The organism is Pseudomonas sp. SWRI50 (genome assembly GCF_014269095.1).
Classification (GTDB): domain Bacteria; phylum Pseudomonadota; class Gammaproteobacteria; order Pseudomonadales; family Pseudomonadaceae; genus Aquipseudomonas; species Aquipseudomonas kermanshahensis.
Genome location: NZ_JABWRW010000002.1, coordinates 184,121 through 203,749, shown reverse-complemented (window position 1 = coordinate 203,749; position 19,629 = coordinate 184,121). Strand labels below are relative to the sequence as shown.

Annotated in this window: 15 protein-coding genes and 1 riboswitch; of the genes, 9 read left to right on the top strand and 6 right to left on the bottom strand. The window is 63.2% G+C overall.

Annotated elements, in window-relative coordinates:
- The first annotated feature begins 165 nt into the window (after window positions 1–165).
- The 4 genes from yghU (at window position 166) to HU750_RS03065 (ending at window position 4,548) form a co-directional block, all read left to right on the top strand.
- Complete coding sequence (gene yghU / locus HU750_RS03080) at window positions 166–1,005, top strand: glutathione-dependent disulfide-bond oxidoreductase (RefSeq protein WP_099429495.1); 840 nt, start codon at window positions 166–168, stop codon at window positions 1,003–1,005.
- A gap of 137 nt (window positions 1,006–1,142) precedes the next feature.
- Window positions 1,143–2,849: an amidase gene (locus HU750_RS03075; protein ID WP_186676566.1), complete on the top strand. Its 1,707-nt coding sequence runs from the start codon at window positions 1,143–1,145 to the stop codon at window positions 2,847–2,849.
- Window positions 2,850–2,922: 73 nt separating this feature from the next.
- Window positions 2,923–3,615, top strand: a complete 693-nt coding sequence (locus HU750_RS03070; RefSeq protein WP_186676563.1) for a helix-turn-helix transcriptional regulator — start codon at window positions 2,923–2,925, stop codon at window positions 3,613–3,615.
- Window positions 3,616–3,630: 15 nt separating this feature from the next.
- Window positions 3,631–4,548, top strand: a complete 918-nt coding sequence (locus HU750_RS03065) for a pyridoxal-phosphate dependent enzyme (RefSeq protein ID WP_186676560.1) — start codon at window positions 3,631–3,633, stop codon at window positions 4,546–4,548.
- Window positions 4,549–4,643: 95 nt separating this feature from the next.
- Here the strand turns inward: HU750_RS03065 and HU750_RS03060 are convergent, their stop codons facing one another.
- Complete coding sequence (locus tag HU750_RS03060; protein ID WP_186676557.1) at window positions 4,644–5,102, bottom strand: metallophosphoesterase family protein; 459 nt, start codon at window positions 5,100–5,102, stop codon at window positions 4,644–4,646.
- 202 nt (window positions 5,103–5,304) lie between these two features.
- Between HU750_RS03060 and HU750_RS03055 the strand changes: the two genes are divergently transcribed.
- From HU750_RS03055 to HU750_RS03040, 4 genes are all read left to right on the top strand, one after another.
- Window positions 5,305–6,402 (top strand): carboxynorspermidine decarboxylase, encoded by a 1,098-nt coding sequence (locus HU750_RS03055; protein ID WP_186676554.1) that lies wholly within the window; start codon window positions 5,305–5,307, stop codon window positions 6,400–6,402.
- 31 nt (window positions 6,403–6,433) lie between these two features.
- Window positions 6,434–7,678 carry a saccharopine dehydrogenase family protein gene (locus HU750_RS03050; protein WP_027594833.1) on the top strand — a complete coding sequence of 415 codons (1,245 nt, stop codon included), beginning with the start codon at window positions 6,434–6,436 and terminating at the stop codon, window positions 7,676–7,678.
- A 144-nt stretch (window positions 7,679–7,822) separates the two neighbouring features.
- Window positions 7,823–8,203, top strand: coding sequence for a RidA family protein (locus tag HU750_RS03045; protein WP_099429500.1), 381 nt, complete (start codon window positions 7,823–7,825; stop codon window positions 8,201–8,203).
- A 239-nt stretch (window positions 8,204–8,442) separates the two neighbouring features.
- On the top strand, window positions 8,443–10,443 hold the full coding sequence (locus HU750_RS03040; protein ID WP_186676551.1) for a peptidase U32 family protein: 2,001 nt from the start codon (window positions 8,443–8,445) through the stop codon (window positions 10,441–10,443).
- Window positions 10,444–10,632: 189 nt separating this feature from the next.
- Here the strand turns inward: HU750_RS03040 and HU750_RS03035 are convergent, their stop codons facing one another.
- Complete coding sequence (locus tag HU750_RS03035) at window positions 10,633–11,955, bottom strand: sigma-54 dependent transcriptional regulator (RefSeq protein WP_186676548.1); 1,323 nt, start codon at window positions 11,953–11,955, stop codon at window positions 10,633–10,635.
- Window positions 11,956–12,297: 342 nt separating this feature from the next.
- Between HU750_RS03035 and HU750_RS03030 the strand changes: the two genes are divergently transcribed.
- Window positions 12,298–12,564 carry a hypothetical protein gene (locus HU750_RS03030; protein WP_013972506.1) on the top strand — a complete coding sequence of 89 codons (267 nt, stop codon included), beginning with the start codon at window positions 12,298–12,300 and terminating at the stop codon, window positions 12,562–12,564.
- A 129-nt stretch (window positions 12,565–12,693) separates the two neighbouring features.
- On the opposite strand, the gene HU750_RS03025 is transcribed toward HU750_RS03030, so the two are convergent.
- From HU750_RS03025 to cobW, 4 genes are read right to left on the bottom strand one after another with little or no spacing between them, the layout of a single operon-like run.
- Window positions 12,694–13,308 (bottom strand): vWA domain-containing protein, encoded by a 615-nt coding sequence (locus HU750_RS03025; RefSeq protein ID WP_225935652.1) that lies wholly within the window; start codon window positions 13,306–13,308, stop codon window positions 12,694–12,696.
- A 53-nt stretch (window positions 13,309–13,361) separates the two neighbouring features.
- Window positions 13,362–14,372, bottom strand: coding sequence for a magnesium chelatase ATPase subunit I (locus HU750_RS03020; RefSeq protein ID WP_186676546.1), 1,011 nt, complete (start codon window positions 14,370–14,372; stop codon window positions 13,362–13,364).
- 1 nt (window position 14,373) lies between these two features.
- The gene (gene cobN / locus HU750_RS03015) at window positions 14,374–18,135 is read right to left on the bottom strand and encodes a cobaltochelatase subunit CobN (RefSeq protein WP_186676540.1); all 3,762 of its coding nucleotides are present in this window, start codon (window positions 18,133–18,135) and stop codon (window positions 14,374–14,376) included.
- Between the two features lie 3 nt (window positions 18,136–18,138).
- On the bottom strand, window positions 18,139–19,206 hold the full coding sequence (gene cobW / locus HU750_RS03010) for a cobalamin biosynthesis protein CobW (protein ID WP_099429505.1): 1,068 nt from the start codon (window positions 19,204–19,206) through the stop codon (window positions 18,139–18,141).
- A gap of 100 nt (window positions 19,207–19,306) precedes the next feature.
- A riboswitch (cobalamin riboswitch) is annotated at window positions 19,307–19,519 on the bottom strand.
- Between the last annotated feature and the right edge of the window lie 110 nt (window positions 19,520–19,629).

The window sequence follows — 19,629 nt, the reverse complement described above, 5'->3', positions numbered from 1 at the left end:
GCCAGCATAGAGCCGCCGACGCCAAGGGCAGATGAAAACTGGATGAAACCCTGCATGCACGCAACGCCCGCGCCCAATGCAATTGCGCTTTTCCGAGAACCCATGGCATAGATGCAGGTCAACCGCTTTACCTGACCCTTTCGCGACCTTGAAGGAGCACCCTGCATGAGCAAGCACCCTTACGCCCCACCCAAGGTCTGGCGCAATGACGCAGCCTCCGGTGGCCAGTTCGCCAGCATCAACCGCCCGGTAGCCGGCCCGACCCATGACAAGGCGCTGCCAGTGGGCAAGCACCCCTTGCAGTTGTATTCGCTGGCCACGCCCAATGGCGTGAAGGTGAACATAGCCCTTGAAGAGTTACTCGCCCTGGGCCACAGCGGCGCTGAATACGACGCCTGGTTGATCCGCATCGGCGAGGGTGACCAGTTTTCCAGCGGCTTCGTGCAGGTCAACCCCAACTCGAAGATCCCTGCCCTGCTCGACCGCAGTGTCGAGCCACCGGTACGGGTATTCGAGTCGGGCTCGATCCTGTTGTACCTGGCGGAAAAGTTCGGTGCGCTATTGCCCACGTCTGCCGCTGCACGTACCGAAAGCCTGAACTGGCTGTTCTGGCAGATGGGCGCGGCGCCTTACCTGGGCGGCGGCTTTGGCCACTTCTACGTGTACGCCCCGGAAAAGTTCGAATACGCCATCAACCGCTTCACCATGGAAGCCAAGCGCCAACTGGATGTGCTCGACCGCCGCCTGGCCGAAAGCCGTTACTTGGGCGGCGATGAATACAGCATCGCCGATATCGCCGTGTGGCCTTGGTATGGCGAGCTGGTGCGCGGCAATCTTTATGGCGCAGCAACGTTTCTGGCGGTGCACGAATACACCCACGTGCAGCGTTGGGCCGAAGAGATCGCCCAGCGGCCCGCCGTGCAACGTGGGTCACGGGTCAATCGCACCTGGGGCGATGAAGCCAGCCAAGTACCAGAACGGCACTCGGCGGCCGACCTGGATTGACCGTTCGGGGCCGCCTCGCGGCCCCGACAATGCTCGCCTGCATAAAACCATTTGCCCCTGCGCAAACCTGCGTCCGGCAATGCCTTCTTGTACACTCCTCGCACTAGCCCCCACCTGCAAAACTTTTTGGTGAACGCATGATCGAGGTAACCGAGGTTTCCATTGCCGAGCTGCGCGACGCACTCGAGTCGGGCCGCACGACGGCGGTCGAGCTGGTCAAGGCCTACCAGGCGCGCATCGACGCCTACGATGGCGCCGACACCGCTACCGCACTGAACGCCGTGGTGGTACGCAACCCAGACGCACTGAAGGAGGCTGAAGCCTCCGACGCCCGCCGCGCCAAGGGCCAGCCCCTGAGCCCGCTGGACGGCATCCCCTACACAGCCAAGGACAGCTACCTGGTCAAGGGCCTGACTGCGGCTTCCGGCAGCCCGGCCTTCAAAGACTTGGTCGCCCAGCGCGACGCCTTCACCATCGAGCGCCTGCGCGCCGCCGGTGCCGTGTGCCTGGGCAAGACCAACATGCCGCCCATGGCCAACGGTGGCATGCAGCGGGGCGTCTATGGCCGCGCCGAAAGCCCATACAACGCTGCCTACCTGACTGCGCCCTTCGCCTCTGGCTCGTCCAACGGTGCCGGCACCGCGACGGCCGCCAGCTTCAGTGCCTTTGGCCTGGCCGAGGAAACCTGGTCCAGTGGCCGTGGCCCTGCATCGAACAACGGCCTGTGCGCCTACACCCCTTCGCGTGGGGTGATCTCGGTGCGTGGCAACTGGCCGCTGACCCCGACCATGGACGTGGTGGTGCCTTATGCCCGCACCATGGCCGACCTGCTGGAAATCCTCGACGTGGTGGTTGCCGACGACGCCGACAAGCGCGGCGACTTGTGGCGCCTGCAACCTTGGGTACCGATCCCGGCCGCCTCTTCGGTGCGCCCGGCGTCGTACCTGGACCTGGCTGTGGATGCCAGCGCGCTCAAGGGCAAACGCTTTGGCGTGCCGCGCATGTACATCAATGCCGACCCAGAAGCTGGCACCTCCGAGAAGCCGGGTATCGGTGGCCCAACCGGCCAGCGCATCAACACCCGCGACAGCGTCATCGACCTGTGGCAACAAGCGCGCCATGCGTTGGAAGCGGCAGGTGCCGAAGTGCTCGAAGTGGACTTCCCTCTGGTCTCCAACTGCGAAGGCGACCGCCCTGGCGCCCCGACCGTGTACAACCGCGGCATCGTCAGCAAGGCATTCCTCCATGACGAACTGTGGGAGCTGTCGGGCTGGGCCTTTGACGACTTCCTGCGGGCCAACGACGACCCCAAGCTCAACCGCCTGGCCGATGTCGATGGGCCGAAGATCTTCCCGCACGACCCCGGCACCCTGCCCAACCGTGAGGACGACCTGGCCGCAGGCATGGACGAATACGTCAACATGGCCAAGCGCGGCCTGAAGACTTGGGACCAGATCGAAACCCTGCCCGACGGCCTGCGCGGTCTGGAGAAGACCCGCAAGCTGGACCTGGAAGACTGGATGGACAGCCTGGGCCTGGACGCGGTGCTGTTCCCGACTGTGGCCGACGTAGGGCCAGCGGATGCTGACGTCAACCCAGCTTCGGCCGACATTGCCTGGAGCAACGGCATTTGGGTGGCCAACGGCAACCTTGCGATCCGCCACCTGGGCGTACCGACCGTCACCGTGCCCATGGGCGTAATGGCTGACATCGGCATGCCGGTGGGGCTGACGTTCGCCGGCCGCGCCTATACCGACAATCACCTGTTGAGCTTCGCCGCGGCCTTCGAGGCCACTGGCTCGCGCCGCATGATTCCACCGCGTACGCCAGCACTCGGCAAGTAAACGCGCCCCTCACATCGCCATTTTCAACGTATTGTGTAAAAATGCACAAACCGTTGAATTTGGCGATGCATTCATGCCGCTCTCTCCCCCTGAAGAACGTCAGCTCACCCTCACCGTTCTCAAGGCCGCTATCCAGGCTTTGGGCAGCGTTGCCGCGCGCAACATGGAAATCCTCCTGCACGACCTTGACCACCCGGAACACTCCGTGGTGGCAATCGTCAACGGCCACCTTTCTGGCCGTGTGGTCGGCAGCCCAATCCTCGCCGCGCCGGAACAGGACCTAGGCTTCAAGGCCCTGATGCGGGCCACCGTGGAACAGCGCGGCTGTGCGCCTGTAGTCTTGCCGGATTACCCGACCACGCTCAAGGGCCGCACCCTGCGCAGCGCCACGGCCATTTTCCGCGACAGCACCGGCCACCCGTTCGCCAGCCTCTGCATCAATACCGACGTTACGGGGCTGGACGCTGCGATGAATTTTCTGCAGCAGCTACAGCCCCTGAGCGACTCGCCAGCGGTCAGCGAACCCGTCGACATGGCGCTATTGATGAGCGAAATCATCCAGGGCGCGCTGCAACGCAGCGGCCAAGGCCGGATGACCAAGCAGGCCAAGGTCGACGCGGTGCGGGTCATGCAGGAGCGTGGCTTGTTCATCGTCAAAGGCGGCGTGGAAAAGGCTGCCAGCGCCCTTGGGGTGACCCGCTACACCGTTTACAACTACCTGGAGCAGTTGCGTGGCGAACAGCCGGCAGCGGCTCGTGAAGACTGACGCTTGGAGCTAACGATGACTTTGCATATACAGACGCCGCTGATCGAATCCCGCCCGCTTTCGCTGGCGTCAGGCTGTACCGTTTGGCTCAAGCTTGAGGCAGTGCAGCCTTGTGGTTCGTTCAAGCTGCGTGGCGTGGGCCATGCCTGCGAAGTCCACCATGCCAGGGGCGCGCGCCATTTTGTGTCGTCGTCCGGGGGTAACGCCGGGCTGGCGGTGGCGTATGCCGGCCGCAAACTAGGGGTACCGGTGACCGTGGTGGTACCCGAGACCACCACCGAGCGCGCCAAGCAACTGTTGCGCCTTGAAGGCGCCAAGGTGGTGGTGCATGGCAGCTCCTGGCAGGAGGCCAACGAGCTGGCCCAGACCCTGCTCGGCAGCGGCGATGCGTTCATTCACCCTTTCGACGACCCATTGCTCTGGGCCGGACATGCCAGCCTGATCGACGAAGTTGCCGCCACCGGGCTTAAACCCGATGCGGTGGTGCTGTCGGTCGGCGGAGGCGGATTGCTCAGTGGCGTAGTCGAAGGGCTAACACGCAATGGCTGGGATGATGTACCCGTGCTGGCAGTGGAAACCACCGGTGCCGCCTCGCTGCACGCAGCGGTGCAAGCAGGCCACCCGGTTGAACTGGAGCGCCTCGCCTCGGTGGCCACCTCCCTGGGTGCGAAGCGCGTTGCTGATCAGGCATTGGAATGCGCGCGTAACCATCCGCTGCACAACCATCTGGTCAGCGACCGTGCCGCGCTGGAAGCCTGCGAGCGATTCTTGCTCGATCATCGGGTATTGGTGGAGCCCGCGTGTGGGGCTGCATTGGCGGTAGCTTACGAAGCCAAGAAATTGGCCGAGTACAACAATGTGCTGATAGTGGTTTGCGGGGGCGCCACGGCGACACTGGCGCAGATTCAGGATTGGTTGAAGCAGGTCGATTGAGGTTACCTGTTCCGGCCCTTTCGCGGGCAAGCCCGCTCCCACAGGAATAACTCTGACCTGTAGGAGCGGGCTTGCCCGCGAAGGGGCCGGGGCAGTCAATCGAGCAAGGGAATGATGTTGGCGACTAACGCTTCTCCCTCTATTTCAATTACCGCCACCGTCACGGGCAATTTGAACCGTCGCGGCCCGGCGCTTCCGGGATTCAGGTACAGCAGCCCGTTCCGCCAGTCGATCAGCGGCTTGTGCGAATGCCCGGTGATCACCACTCGCACAGCTTCATCGAGCTTGGCCGGCACATCGGCGATGTCATGCACCAGGAGTGCCTGCAAGCCCCCCATGTCGAAGCTCAGTTGATCGGGCAAGTCCGCCGCCCAAGGCCATTTCAGGTCATTGTTGCCGCGCACCACCCGTACCGGCGCCAGTGCCTCCAGCACCTCCAGTACGTCCGGTTTGCCGATATCACCGGCATGCACGATCAGCGCACAACCGACCAGCGCATCAACCGCCTCTGGGCGCAATAAACCGTGGGTGTCGGCGATCACGCCAATTTTCATGCCTGCGTTCCTGGTCCAATGGGGTGGATAGAAAAAACTCTCGTGAGATCAAGATAGTCACACAGGCCTGTTCTAATGAGCCTCACGCACCTGGGAAAATTCCAGCGGGCCTGACGAAAAGCGCATCTCGCCCTTTCGATCTGTAGCGAGTGAAGGCACAATGCGTGTCCTTTTTTTGGCCGGCCTTGCCGGGGGCCTTTAAATGATCAAGACGCCGTACTACCTCATCGATAAAACCAAGCTGCTGGGCAACATGGAGAAGATCGCGTATGTGCGCGAGAAGTCCGGTGCCAAGGCGCTGCTCGCCCTCAAGTGTTTCGCGACCTGGTCGGTGTTCGACCTGATGCAGCAATACATGGACGGCACCACCTCTTCGTCGCTGTTCGAGCTCAAGCTCGGCCGCCAGAAATTCGCAGGCGAAACCCACGCCTACAGCGTTGCCTGGGCCGACGACGAAGTCGAGGAAATGCTCGAGAACTGCGACAAGATCATCTTCAACTCGATCGGCCAACTGCAACGCTTCGCCGAACAGTCCGAAGGCAAGGTCCGCGGCCTGCGCGTCAACCCGCAAGTCAGCAGCTCCGACTACCTGCTCGCCGACCCGGCACGCCCGTTCAGCCGCCTCGGTGAGTGGGACCCGGAGAAGATCGAGAAGGTCATCGAGCAGATCTCCGGCTTCATGTTCCACAACAACTGTGAGAACGGTGACTTCAGCCTGTTCGACAAGATGCTCACGCACATCGAAGAGCGCTTCGGCCACCTGCTGCACAAGGTCGAGTGGGTCAGCCTCGGTGGCGGCATCCACTTCACCGGTGAAGACTATGCAGTCGATGCGTTTTGCGCGCGCCTTAAAGCCTTCTCGCAAACCTACGGCGTGCAGGTGTACCTGGAACCGGGCGAAGCCGCCATCACCAACAGCGCCTCGCTGGAAGTGACCGTGCTCGACACCCTGTACAACGGCAAGCACCTGGCCGTGGTCGACAGCTCGATCGAAGCGCACCTGCTCGACCTGCTGATCTACCGCCTCAACGCCAAGATGGCCCCCAACGATGGCGAGCACACCTACATGGTCTGCGGCAAATCGTGCCTCGCCGGTGACATCTTCGGCGAGTACCAATTCGATCGTCCGTTGGCCATTGGCGACCGCCTGTCGTTCATCGACACGGCCGGCTACACCATGGTCAAGAAAAACTGGTTCAACGGTCTAAAAATGCCATCCATCGTGGTCAAGCAGCTCGACGGCAGTGTCGAGGTGGTGCGCGAGTTCGGTTTCGAAGACTACGTTTCCAGCCTGTCGTAAGACCGGCTTTCAGTAAGGAGCAAGGGATAAATTGAAGAAGAACGTTCTTATCATTGGTGCAGGAGGTGTCGCCAAGGTGGTGGCCCACAAGTGCGCGCAGCATAACGACGAACTCGGTCGTATTGCCATTGCGTCGCGGAACATCTCCAAATGCCAGGCCATCATCGACAGCGTCAAGGCCAAGGGTAGCCTCAAGGTACCCGCCGACATCCAGGCCTTCTCGCTCAACGCCCTCGATGTCGAGGCGACCAAAGCACTGATCCGCGAGACCGAATCGCAGATCGTGATCAACGTGGGCTCTGCCTTCCTCAACATGTCGGTGCTGCGTGCCTGCATCGATACCGGTGTCGCCTACCTGGACACCGCGATTCACGAAGAACCGGGCAAAATCTGCGAGACGCCGCCCTGGTACGGCAACTACGAGTGGAAACACCTCGAAGAGTGCCAAGAAAAGAACATTACCGCCATTCTCGGCGTCGGTTTCGACCCGGGTGTGGTGAACAGCTACGCAAAACTTGCGCAGCAGCAATACTTCGACAGCATTGATTCGATCGACATCCTCGACGTCAATGCCGGTTCGCATGGCAAGTACTTCGCCACCAACTTCGACCCGGAAATCAACTTCCGCGAGTTCACCGGGCAAGTATGGAGCTGGCAGAACAGCCAGTGGACCAGCAACACCATGTTCGAGGTCAAGCGTACCGACGACCTGCCCGTAGTAGGTTCGCAAAACCTGTACCTGACCGGCCACGATGAAGTGCACTCGATTTCGAAGAACCTCAACGTGCCGAACGTGCGCTTCTGGATGAGCTTCGGCGAGCACTACATCAATGTGTTCACCGTGCTGAAAAACCTCGGCCTGCTCTCCGAGCAACCGGTCAAGACCGCCGAAGGCCTGGAAGTGGTGCCGTTGAAAGTGGTCAAGGCCGTGCTGCCAGACCCAGCCTCCCTGGCCCCGGGCTACACCGGCAAGACCTGCATCGGTGACCTGGTCAAGGGCACCAAGGACGGCCAGCCGCGCGAAGTGTTCATCTACAACGTGGCGGATCACGAAGAAGCTTTCGCCGAGACCGACAGCCAAGGTATTTCCTACACCGCCGGTGTACCGCCAGTGGCTGCCGCCCTGCTGGTCGCCCGTGGCGAGTGGGATGCCAAGCGCATGGTCAATGTCGAAGAACTGCCAGCCGAGCCGTTCCTCAAGGCGCTGGACGTGATGGGCCTGCCGACCCGCGTCAAAGATGAGAAAGGCGATCGTCCTTGGGACGCTGAAGCCTAAGCAACACAAAACAGGGCGCCTATCAGGCGCCCTGTTTTTTTGGCATGTGCCAGTGGTACCTGCGGCAGCGCCCTAACGACTCGACCCCTGCCGCCTGCTCGCGTACGCTTGCCGCTTTCCTTCCGTAGCAAGGCAAACGCGCCCATGGCAAACACAGATATCATCTACACCCCCGATCCGGACGCCGATTCCATTTCGTCCGACGTCGCCGAATACAACGGTGTGCTGGTCTCCACCCAGATCCCCACCCGCGCCGATGGCAGCCTCGAGCTGGGCGACATCGTTGCGCAGAGCGAATGCACCCTGCAGGCGCTGAAAGTAGCCCTGGAAAAAGCCGGCAGCGGCATGGACCGCGTGCTGCACCTGACCATCTACCTCACCGACATGGCTGAACGTGCAGCGTTCAACGAGGTGTACCAGCGCTTCTTCAGCAAGCCATGGCCCGTGCGCGCCGCCGTTGGCGTGGCCTCGCTGGCGGTCGAAGGCATGCGCGTGGAAGTCACCGCGATGGCTGCCAAACGCTGATTACGCCAGCTCATGCATGCCCCATGTAGGAGCGGCCTTGCGTCGCGAAAGGGCTGCGAAGCGGCCCCAGATTCGGTGCACTCACAAAGACAGCTGGGGCCGCTCCGCGACCCTTTCGCGACGCAAGGCCGCTCCTACACCTCCAGGTCGCGCCGCCTCTGGGCAGCGTAGGGATGCCACCAGCCCGTTTCACCGCTACAATGCCCGCCTAAACCGTGACCGCCCGAAACTATAACGACATGTCCCTTCCAAAGAATCACCTGGAACTGCTCAGCCCTGCCCGTGACGTGGCCATCGCTCGCGAAGCGATCCTGCACGGCGCTGATGCCATCTATATCGGCGGCCCGAGCTTCGGCGCGCGCCATAACGCCTGCAACGAAGTCAGCGAAATCGCCGAACTGGTCGAGTTCGCCCGTCGCTACCATGCACGCGTGTTCACCACCATCAACACCATCCTCCACGATAACGAGCTGGAGCCGGCGCGCAAGCTGATCCATCAGCTCTACGACGCTGGCGTCGACGCCTTGATCGTGCAGGACCTGGGGGTAATGGAGCTGGACATCCCACCGATCGAGCTGCACGCCAGCACCCAGACCGACATCCGTACCCTGGAGCGCGCCAAGTTCCTCGATCAGGCGGGCTTCTCGCAGCTGGTACTGGCCCGTGAGCTGAACCTGCAGCAGATCCGCGCCATTGCCGCCGAAACCGACGCCGCCATCGAGTTCTTCATTCACGGTGCGCTGTGCGTGGCCTTTTCCGGCCAGTGCAACATCTCCCACGCCCAGACTGGGCGCAGCGCCAACCGTGGCGACTGCTCACAAGCCTGCCGCCTGCCCTACACCCTGAAGGATGACCAGGGCCGCGTGGTGGCCTTCGAGAAGCACCTGTTGTCGATGAAGGACAACAACCAGACCGCCAACCTGCGCGACCTGGTCGACGCTGGCGTGCGCTCGTTCAAGATCGAGGGCCGCTACAAGGACATGGGCTATGTGAAGAACATCACGGCCCACTACCGCAAAGAGCTCGACGCCATCCTCGAAGACCGCCCGGACCTGGCCCGCGCGTCAAGTGGCCGCACCCAGCACTTCTTCGTCCCAGACCCGGACAAGACCTTCCACCGCGGTAGCACCGACTACTTCGTCAGCGACCGCAAGATCGACATCGGCGCGTTCGACTCGCCAACGTTCACCGGCTTGCCGGTGGGCGTCGTGGAAAAGGTCAACAAACGCGACATGCTGGTCACCACTGACGTGCCGCTGACCAACGGCGACGGCCTGAACGTGCTGGTCAAGCGCGAGGTGGTGGGGTTCCGCGCCAACATTGCCGAACCCCGTGGCGAATTCGAGGAAGACGGCCAGAAGCGCTATCGCTACCGCGTCGAACCCAACGAAATGCCTGACGGCCTGTACAAACTGCGGCCAAATCACCCGCTGTCGCGCAACCTCGACCACAACTGGCAACAGGCCTTGCAGCGCACGTCGGCCGAACGCCGAGTGGGTGTGGAATGGCACGCGGTGCTGCGCGAGCAGCGGCTGATGCTCACTGTCAGCAGCGAGGAAGGCGTCAGCGTGCAAGTGGCCCTGGACGGCCCGTTCGGCGGGGCCAACAAGCCGCAACAGGCGCTGGACCAACTGCACGACCTGTTGGGCCAACTGGGTACCACCCAGTACCACGCCAACGCCATCGAACTGGATGCCCCACAGGCGTATTTCATCCCTAACTCCCAGCTCAAGGCCCTGCGCCGTGAAGCCATCGAGGCGCTAACCGCTGCTCGGGTCAAGGCGCATCCGCGCGGCGGTCGTAAAGCTGAAACCACGCCACCTCCGGTGTACCCGGAGTCGCACCTGTCGTTCCTGGCCAACGTTTACAACCAGAAAGCGCGCGATTTCTACCACCGTCACGGCGTGCAGCTGATCGACGCGGCCTACGAGGCCCATGAAGAGCACGGCGAAGTGCCGGTGATGATCACCAAGCACTGCCTGCGCTTCTCGTTCAACCTGTGCCCCAAGCAGGCCAAGGGCGTGACCGGCGTGCGCACCAAGGTGGCGCCGATGCAGCTGATTCAGGGCGACGAAGTGTTGACCCTGAAATTCGACTGCAAACCGTGTGAAATGCATGTGGTCGGCAAGATGAAAAGCCACATCATCGACCTGCCGACCCCCGGCAGCGCGGTGGCCCAAGTAGTTGGCCATATCAGCCCGGAAGACCTGCTCAAGACCATCCCGCGCGCACCGCATTGATCGCCCCCTTGTAGGAGCAGCCTTGTGCTGCGAAGAGGCCGGCGGCAGCATCCGAGATCTTAGGTACTGCCACCGCCCTCCCTTGTAGGAGCAGCCTCGTGCTGCGAAGAGGCCGGCGGCAGCATCCGAGATCTTAAGTGCTGCCACCGGCCTCTTCGCAGCTCAAGGCTGCTCCTACACAGGCAGGCGTCAACGAATCTGGTGCTTGTGCAGCAGCCGATAGAATGTCGGCCGCGAGATCCCGAGTACTTTCGCAGCGATGCTCAAGTTGTCGCTGTGCCGGTTAAGCACATCACACAAAGCCTGGCGCTCTGCCCGGTGCTTGTACTGCTCCAGGGTACCCAGCGGCGGCTGCTCTTGCTCGATCTGCAAGCCCAGGTCCTGCGCCTCGATCTGCCGCCCTTCTGCCAACACCAGCCCGCGCCGCACTCGGTTGGCGAGCTCACGCACATTGCCCGGCCAGTCATGCCGGCCCATGGCCGCCAACGCATGGTCACTGAACGAGCGCGGCCTGCGCCCGGTCTCCAGGCTGTAGAAATGGGCAAAATGGCTGGCCAGCATCGACAGGTCACCATGCCTGTCTCGCAGTGGCGCCGTCACCACCTGCAACACATTCAGCCGGTAATACAGGTCCTCGCGAAAGCGGCCCTGTTCGATGGCTTTTTCAAGGTCCACGTGGGTCGCCGCCAACACCCGCACATCCACGGGGATAGGCTGGCTGCCACCGACCCGTTCAATGTGTTTTTCCTGCAGAAAGCGCAGCAGGTTGGCTTGCAGTTCCAACGGCAAGTCACCCACCTCGTCCAGGAACAAGGTACCGCCATGCGCCGCCTCTATTCGCCCGGCCTTGCGCTGATGCGCACCGGTAAAGGCACCCTTCTCGTGCCCAAACAGCTCGGACTGGATCAGGTGCTCGGGTATCGCCCCGCAGTTGATCGCGATGAATGGCTGATCGTGCCGCTGCGACTGCCGATGCAGGGTGCGCGCCACCAGCTCCTTGCCTGTGCCACTCTCGCCACGGATCAAAACCGGCGACTCGGTGGGCGCCAGTTTCCCCAACAGCTTGCGCAACTCGCGGATCGGCCGGCTCTCACCCAGCAACTCGTGAACCGAGTCATCCACCCGCACCGCACCCTTGCCACGCAGCCGCGCCATGCCGAAGGCACGCCCGAGGGTAACCTGAACGCGGGAAACGTCGAACGGCAAGGTATGGAAGTCGAAAAACCACTCGCAGACAAAATCACCGACGTTCTGCATGCGCAACTGCTCGGCGCTGAGCACGGCGATCCACTCGGTATTGCTGCGCTTGATCATGTCCTTGACAGCGTCGGGATGGCGCAGGTGCGATGCCTGCAGCCGCAGCAGGCCGACATCACAGGCGTGGTCCAGGGCAGCGCCGAGCATACAACTGTCCACATCCCAGCCGGCACTGCGCAGGCCTGGCAATAAACGGTGGCAGTCGTCGCAGGGGTCGACGATGAGCAAACGGCGTTGGGAAGCGGGTTGCTGCATGACCGTTCCTTGGCGCCAGAGTTTGGTTTTGTGAAGTAAAACAGCAAGTTGTGGCGCCCAATTAACAGTAGCAACGAACTTGACGGTGCCCAGTACCGTCTGTCTGCCGAATCATTTTTTTACAAACCCTGACGGGAATTTTCGCACTTTATCGACATCCCATGGCGGCGCAGGCAAGAACGGATTCAACCCTGACACAAATTTTTACACCCAATGTGTGACTTGCCCCCGGACAACGAGCATCAGTACACATAACCCCGCGCTGCATATCGCGATGATTGAGGCGAATTTAAAGCAACGCGGACTTCACTTCGATGTTTGGGACCATAGAGAGACCGAACCATGAATGCCCCGCTCCGTGTCAACGAAGCACTGCTGATTGCCGACCACGCCTTCGAACCTTTCCAGTGCGTAGCCTGGGATGCGCCCAATGGTACTGGTGAATTGAGCCTGGCAGTGATCGACCGGACCAGCACCCGCATCGGCAGCAAGCAAGTGTCCTCGCGCATTTATTCCGACCCTGCGCAATGGGCCAGCCTGATCGAGGAAGTGCGCGCCGAGCTGTGCGAAAAAGGTTATGACCTGCAACCGTGGTCGATGCCGAAGTAATTGCGATTGCCCCTCCAAGTGCGTGCCCTGCCACGCACTTGTGCAACTTCTCAGTTGCTGCCGCTGCAACTTTTCTTATTGCGACACCTTATTGCGACATTGTGTCGCAGTATCACGCCGCACTGTTATTCAATCCACGACCTTGAAGTGCTCCAGGTGCTGATAATCGGCCTGCAGTTGCGCAGCCAATTGTTGCGCACGGCCCAGACGAACGGGCGCCAGCTCCATGTCGACCAGTAACGTGGCACAGCCCATCGGTTGCACGTTATCCGAGTGCTGCAGCCGACCGTCGGTAAATACCAGGCAGCGCACAGCTTCATGAGGGTGAGCCTGCTGCCGCGCCTGCAGCCACTGCCGCGCTTGCTCCAACGCGGCGATCAACGGTGTGCCGCCCCCTGCCCCCAGTGCTTGCAACCAGGGCTGCAAGGCCGCCGAGGCCTTGAGGCCGTGTCGCTGCCACTGCGGCGTCTGCCCGCTCGCTGTCAGCAGGGCCAACCGCGCCCGCTGACGGTATGCCTGGTCGAACAACGCCGCCAGCAAACCTTTGGTCTGCGCCAGCGCCTGGTGACGGCGGGTTGAGGCCGAGGCGTCGACGATCACCAGCCACAGTTCGCCAGGCTGAGCCTTGCGCTGTTGCCAGCACAGGTCTTCACGCAGCCGTGGCCGCCCCTTGAGCAAAGTCGGCAGCCAGGCTACTCGGCCCGAAGTGGTGCTGTGTACACGGCCACGGCTGGCGCCTTTCAACTGCCCAGCACGTGGCCTGGCATCCGTCCCTTGGGCTTTTCGCTGGCGGATGCTCAGGGCTTTTTTGCCCAGTTCGGCACCTCACGGCGCGCACCACTGGTCACTGGCTGTGGTGGCAGCGCGCCCCAGTCACCCTGCCCGCCTTGGCTGCCCTGGCTGCTTGCGCTCTGCTGCCCCGTCTCAGGCGGTGTCGAAGGCGGCGGCTGCTGGGGCGATACACGGCGGCGATGGCGCAAAGCGAACTCGGCCACCGCCTCGACATCGGCTTCATCAATGGCCTCGCCGCCGCGCCAGGCACAGTGCGCGCGTGCTGCGCGCAGCCAGACCAGGTCCGCCCGCAGGCCATCGACCCCGGCGGCGTAGCAGCGCTCGGTGATCCAGGCCAGGGCCTGGTCGTCCAGGGCAATCTGGGCGAGGTCGTGGCGCGCCTGCTGGCAGCGCTCGCGCAGTTGCGCCTGGGCAGTTGCCCATTGCGCGCAGAAGGCCTGGGGGTCGCTGTCGAACGCAAGGCGGCGGCGGATGATCTGCTGGCGCGCCTGAGGCTCCGGCAAGCCTTCGAGGGCCACATTCAAGCCAAAACGGTCAAGCAGCTGCGGTCGCAACTCGCCTTCTTCTGGGTTCATGGTGCCAATCAGCACAAAACGCGCGCTGTGCCGGTGCGAGATGCCATCACGTTCGATGCGGTTGGTGCCGCTGGCGGCCACGTCGAGCAACAGGTCGACGAGGGTATCGGGCAACAGGTTGACCTCGTCCACGTACAGCACGCCGCCATCGGCCTGGGCCAGCACACCGGGTGAAAACTGGGCCTTGCCCTGCCCCAACGCAGCGTCCAGGTCGAGGGTGCCGACCAAGCGCTCTTCACTGGCGCCCAACGGCAGCGTGACGAACGGCCCCTCGCCGAGCAGGTCGGCGAGGCCACGGGCCAAGGTACTCTTGGCCATGCCGCGCGGGCCTTCAATCAGCACGCCCCCGATCTTCGGGTCGATGGCGGTCAGGCACAGGGCCAGTTTCAGCGCGTCGGCACCGACCACGGCGGCCAGCGGAAATTGTACGGGTTCACTCATTTCAAGCCTGTTCCTCGCCGTCGAGCAGTTGCGCCTCAAGGGCTTCGCGGTAATCGCCGGGCGCCTCCCACAGGCCGCGTTGCTGGGCCTCCAGCAGGCGTTCGGTGAGGTCGCGTAGCGCCTCGGGGTTGTGCTCGCGCATGAAATCGCGGGTCGCAGGGTCGAGCACATAGGCATCGGCCAGCGACTGATAATGATGGTCGTCGATCAGGTGCGTGGTGGCATCGAATGCGAACAGGTTGTCGACCGTTGCCGCCATCTCGAAGGCACCCTTGTAGCCATGGCGCTTTACCCCGTCGATCCACTTGGGGTTGAGCGCACGGGCACGAATGACCCGGTTGAGCTCCTCCTTGAGGGTGCGGATACGCGGCCGATCGACCTGGCTGTGGTCGCCGTGGTAGCTGGCCACCGACGCGCCAGACAAGGTTTCCGAGGCGGCCAGCATGCCACCCTGGAACTGGTAGTAGTCGTTGGAATCGAGCAGGTCATGCTCGTGGTTATCCTGGTTCTGCAGTACCGCCTGGACCTGCCCCAGGCGGCGGGCGAACTGTTCACGGGCCGGGGTGCCTTCATCACTGCCGCCATAGGCGTACCCGCCATGGTTGAGGTAGACCTCAGCCAAGTCGTCACGGCTGTGCCACAAGCGGCCATCGATTGCATTCTGCACACCGGCACCGTAGGCACCGGGCTTGGCCCCGAATACCCGCCAACCCGCCTGGCGCGCCGCCTGCTCAGGTTGCACGCCCTGCGCCTGCAGTGCCTCACGCTCACTGCGCACACGCGCTGCCAGCGGGTTGAGGTCATCAGGCTCATCCAGCGCCGCCACCGCTTGAACTGCAGCATCGAACAGGCGGATCAAGTTGCCGAACGCGTCGCGGAAGAACCCCGACACCCGCAAGGTTACGTCCACCCGCGGGCGGTCGAGCAGGCTCAGCGGCAAGATTTCGAAATCGTCGACCCGCTGGCTACCGGTAGCCCACACCGGGCGTACCCCCATCAGGGCCATGGCCTGGGCGATATCGTCGCCGCCGGTGCGCATGGTCGCGGTGCCCCATACCGATAGGCCCAACTGGCGCAGGTGGTCGCCATGGTCTTGTAGATGGCGCTCGAGAATCAGGCTCGCCGAGGCAAAGCCCAGGCGCCAGGCCGTGGTGGTGGGCAGGTTGCGTACATCCACGGTATAGAAGTTGCGCCCGGTCGGCAGTACATCCAGGCGACCGCGGCTTGGGGCGCCACTCGGGCCGGCCGGCACGAAACGGCCAGCCAGGGCCGCCAGCAGGCCGTTGACCTCGGCCGCACCACAAGCATCCAGGCTCGGCGCCACCGCGTCACACAATGCCTGCACCACATCACGTACCGGTTGCCATTCGCTCAAGGCGGGCAGCACCAGCGTGCCGCCAAGCGCCTGCTCTATCACCTGCAAGGCCAGCAGCTCTAGGCGCTCGCGGGTATCGCCACAGGTGCGCCATGGCGCGTCGCTGATCGCCTGCAAAGGCCCGGGCCGCAGCCCCAGCCACGGCTGCCCAAGGTCGCAATCGAGCGGGTCGAAGCCCGGCACCAGGGCCTTGGCCAGCGCACGCAACAGGCTGGCATTGCCACCCCGGCCGTCACCGCGCTCCACACGCAGCAAGGCCAACAGGGTGTCCAAACGCAGCCGGCCCTCGGGCGACTGGCCAAACACGTGCAAGCCATCGCGAATCTGCGATTCCTTGAGGTCACACAGGTAGGTGTCCAGACGCGGCAGCCACACAGCGGCATCGTCCAGCTGCCCTTCCAGTTGCAGTTCCCGGTCGATGTGGTTGGCCTTGACCAGCTCAAGAATGTCGCGCTGCAGCTCGCGGGCACGCCGCGGGTCGAGCAGCTGCGCCTCGTAGAATTCGTCCGCCAGTTGTTCCAGGTGACGCAGCGGGCCATAGGTTTCGGCGCGGGTCAGCGGCGGCATCAGGTGGTCGATGATCACCGCCTGAGTTCGGCGCTTGGCCTGGGCGCCTTCACCTGGGTCGTTGACGATGAACGGGTAGATGTTCGGCAGCGGGCCCAGCAGCGCGTCGGGCCAGCATTGCGCAGACAACCCTACCCCCTTGCCAGGCAGCCACTCCAGGTTGCCGTGCTTGCCGACGTGGATTACCGCGTCGGCGGCAAAGGCATGGCGCAGCCAGAATTGAAACGCCAGGTACGCGTGTGGCGGCACCAGGTCAGGGTCGTGATACACCGCGCTTTGATCGACCTGATAGCCCCGCGCCGGCTGGATGCCGACGAAAGTCAGGCCATAGCGCAAGCCCGCAACCATCAAGCGGCCACTGCGGTACATCGGGTCTTGCTCAGGCGGCCCCCAGCGCTCCAGCACTGCCTGGCGGTTGGCTTCAGGCAGGCGGGAAAACGCAGCCTGGTAGTCATCCAGGCTCAGGCTTTGCGCGCACGGGCGTTGGTCCAGGTGATCGAGGTCATTGGTCACACCGCCCAGCAACTGCTGGATCAACTGCGTGCCAGTGCCTGGCAGGCCCGCCAACGGATACCCTTCTGCCTGCAGTGCCTTGAGAATATTCAAGGCCGCTGCCGGCGTATCCAGCCCCACCCCGTTGCCAATCCGGCCGTCACGGGTCGGGTAGTTGGCCAACACCAAGGCTACGCGCTTCTGGCCATTGGCTAACCGGGCCAGCTCTACCCAGCGCCGAGCGAGCTCGGCGACAAAATCCATGCGCTCGGGGTGGGCGCGGTAACAGACTACGTCGGACTGGCTGCGCTCACTGCGCCAGGCCATGTCCTTGAAACTGACCGGGCGGGTGATGATTCGCCCGTCCAGCTCCGGCAAAACGATGTGCATGGCCAGGTCACGCGCGCCCAGGCCCTGCTCGCTGGCTTCCCACGCCGGTTGGTTGTCCTGCGCGCAAATGGCCTGCAACACCGGGATGTCGCGGCGGAACGGGCGCAGGTTGGGGCGTTCGGGGCTGGACAAGGCAAACCCCGTGGTGTTGATCAAGACCTCCGCGCCGACTTCATCCAGCCAGGCTTCGACCTGTTCGAAGCAGGCGCTTTCCTTGAGGCTGGCCACGGCAATCGGCAAGGGGTTGAGCCCCGCCGCCAGCAAACGCTCGCAAAAGACGTCGATGAACGCGGTGTTGGCCGCTTGCAGGTGTGACCGGTAGAACAGCAACGGTGCCACCGGATGCTCCGGGTGCCACTGCGCGTACCAGTCCTCAAGCAGCGCACTGCCTTTGGCCGGGTGATACACCGAGGTGCGTGGTAATGGCTGCGGCTCGTCCCACGCATAGTCACGGCCCAGCCATTGGTTGGCCAGGCAGTTGAACAGGTTGAGGGCGTTGGCCTTGCCGCCCTGGCGCAGGTAGTGCCAGAGGCGTTCGGCCTGATCGCCGGTCACGGTGCCCAGGCCGGTCAGCTCAGGGTCCGGCCGATCATCGCCCGGCACCAGAACCAGCTGCACGCCGCGGGCCGCCAGGGCGACCAGTTGCTCGACGCCATAGCGCCAGTAGCCAACGCCCCCGTGCAGCGACACCACAATGACCTTGGCATGGCGCAGCACCTCGTCGACATACAGGTCGACCGAGGCGTGGTTCTGTACCTGCATCGGGTTGGCCAGGCGCAGGCTGGGGTAGTCATCGGGCAATTGCTCGGCGGTATCGGCAAGCAATGCCAGGTGTGAATCGCCGCTGCAGAGGATCACCAGTTCGGCGGGTGTCTGGCCGAGGTCGGCAATACTGTCATCCGGCACGAAGCCGCCGGGCTGGGTCCGCAGCAGGTGCATGGGTCAGGCGCCCAAGGCCTGGCGCAGACGCGCTTCGAGCTGCACGGCATCCAGGTCCTGACCGATCAGCACCAGGCGCGTGATACGCGGCTCGTCGGCACGCCAGGCGCGGTCGAAGTGCTTGTCGAAGCGGGTACCCACGCCTTGCACCAGCAGGCGCATCGGCTTGCCCGGGATGGCGGCGAAACCTTTGGCGCGCAGGATGCCGAACTCGACCACCAACTGGGTCAGGGCATCGAGCAACAGGCTTTCGTCGGCTTCTGGCAGGTCGATGGAGATCGAATCGAAGGCGTCGTGGTCATGATCGTCGTGATCATCGCCATCGTGGTGCGAATCGTGGTGGGTACGGCGGCCATCGATGTGCACCTCGGACTCGGCGCCCACGCCCAGCAGTACATCCAGTGGCAGACGGCCGCTGCTGGCCTCGATCACCTTGACGGCGGGCGGCAGCTCCTCGGCCACCTCGGCTCGGACCTTGGCCAGGCCTTCGGCGTCGATCAGGTCGGCCTTGTTCAGCACCACCAGGTCGGCACTGGCCAACTGGTCAGCGAACAGTTCGTGCAGCGGCGACTCGTGGTCCAGGTTCGGGTCCAGCTTGCGCTGTGCGTCCACCTGGTCTGGGTAGGCGGCAAAGGTGCCGGCCGCCACAGCCGGGCTGTCGACCACGGTAATGACCGCATCGACGGTGCAGGCGTTACGGATTTCTGGCCACTGGAAGGCCTGTACCAACGGCTTTGGCAGCGCCAGGCCACTGGTTTCGATGAGGATGTGGTCAAGGTCGCCACGGCGTGCGACCAACTCGCGCATTACTGGGAAGAACTCTTCCTGCACGGTGCAGCACAGGCAGCCATTGGCCAGCTCGTACACGCGGCCGCTGGCCTCTTCTTCGGTGCAACCGATGCTGCACTGTTTGAGGATCTCGCCATCGATGCCCAGTTCGCCAAATTCATTGACGATCACCGCGATACGGCGGCCTTGGGCGTTGTCGAGCATGTGGCGAAGCAAGGTGGTCTTGCCCGAACCGAGGAAGCCGGTAACGATGGTGACGGGGAGTTTGGCCAGTGTTTTCATGTCGCGATGCCCTTGGCAAGATGGCGCGGGCATGCAGGACGAAAGCCACGGGCCAGGTCGGCCGGGCTTGTTCGCCACCGGATCACCCCGCCCGGTTGAAAGTCGAAATCGCCTCGAGGCAGGTCTCCTGGCTCGCACCGTACCTGCCGTGCTTTGAATAACAGGGCTGGAGGGCGCGACGCCTTCCCGCGCGCTTGCGCAGTGGCTGTGTCGACCCGTTGTCGGTGCTTACAGTTGCGGGGGCAGCCGCGGCTTATACCGCGTTCCCGTCTTAGCTTCGGCTTGGCGAAGAACCTCGAAGTGGCAAGGCTACGCAGTGGCTGGCAGGTGGTCAACCATTGCCGTCGGCCATTGCGCGACACACGCACAAGCATCGGCGCATCTGCGCTACAGTTGCACCTTCATCAACGGCCAAGGACGCCC

Coding starts and splice junctions, on each gene's coding strand:
- cobN (WP_186676540.1), bottom strand. CDS start 18,135: ATGCACCTGCTGCGGACCCAGCCCGGCGGCTTCGTGCCGGATGACAGT.
- HU750_RS03035 (WP_186676548.1), bottom strand. CDS start 11,955: ATGCAGCAACCCGCTTCCCAACGCCGTTTGCTCATCGTCGACCCCTGC.
- HU750_RS03020 (WP_186676546.1), bottom strand. CDS start 14,372: ATGAGTGAACCCGTACAATTTCCGCTGGCCGCCGTGGTCGGTGCCGAC.
- yghU (WP_099429495.1), top strand. CDS start 166: ATGAGCAAGCACCCTTACGCCCCACCCAAGGTCTGGCGCAATGACGCA.
- HU750_RS03060 (WP_186676557.1), bottom strand. CDS start 5,102: ATGAAAATTGGCGTGATCGCCGACACCCACGGTTTATTGCGCCCAGAG.
- HU750_RS03030 (WP_013972506.1), top strand. CDS start 12,298: ATGAATGCCCCGCTCCGTGTCAACGAAGCACTGCTGATTGCCGACCAC.
- HU750_RS03040 (WP_186676551.1), top strand. CDS start 8,443: ATGTCCCTTCCAAAGAATCACCTGGAACTGCTCAGCCCTGCCCGTGAC.
- HU750_RS03075 (WP_186676566.1), top strand. CDS start 1,143: ATGATCGAGGTAACCGAGGTTTCCATTGCCGAGCTGCGCGACGCACTC.
- HU750_RS03045 (WP_099429500.1), top strand. CDS start 7,823: ATGGCAAACACAGATATCATCTACACCCCCGATCCGGACGCCGATTCC.
- HU750_RS03070 (WP_186676563.1), top strand. CDS start 2,923: ATGCCGCTCTCTCCCCCTGAAGAACGTCAGCTCACCCTCACCGTTCTC.
- HU750_RS03065 (WP_186676560.1), top strand. CDS start 3,631: ATGACTTTGCATATACAGACGCCGCTGATCGAATCCCGCCCGCTTTCG.
- HU750_RS03055 (WP_186676554.1), top strand. CDS start 5,305: ATGATCAAGACGCCGTACTACCTCATCGATAAAACCAAGCTGCTGGGC.
- cobW (WP_099429505.1), bottom strand. CDS start 19,206: ATGAAAACACTGGCCAAACTCCCCGTCACCATCGTTACCGGCTTCCTC.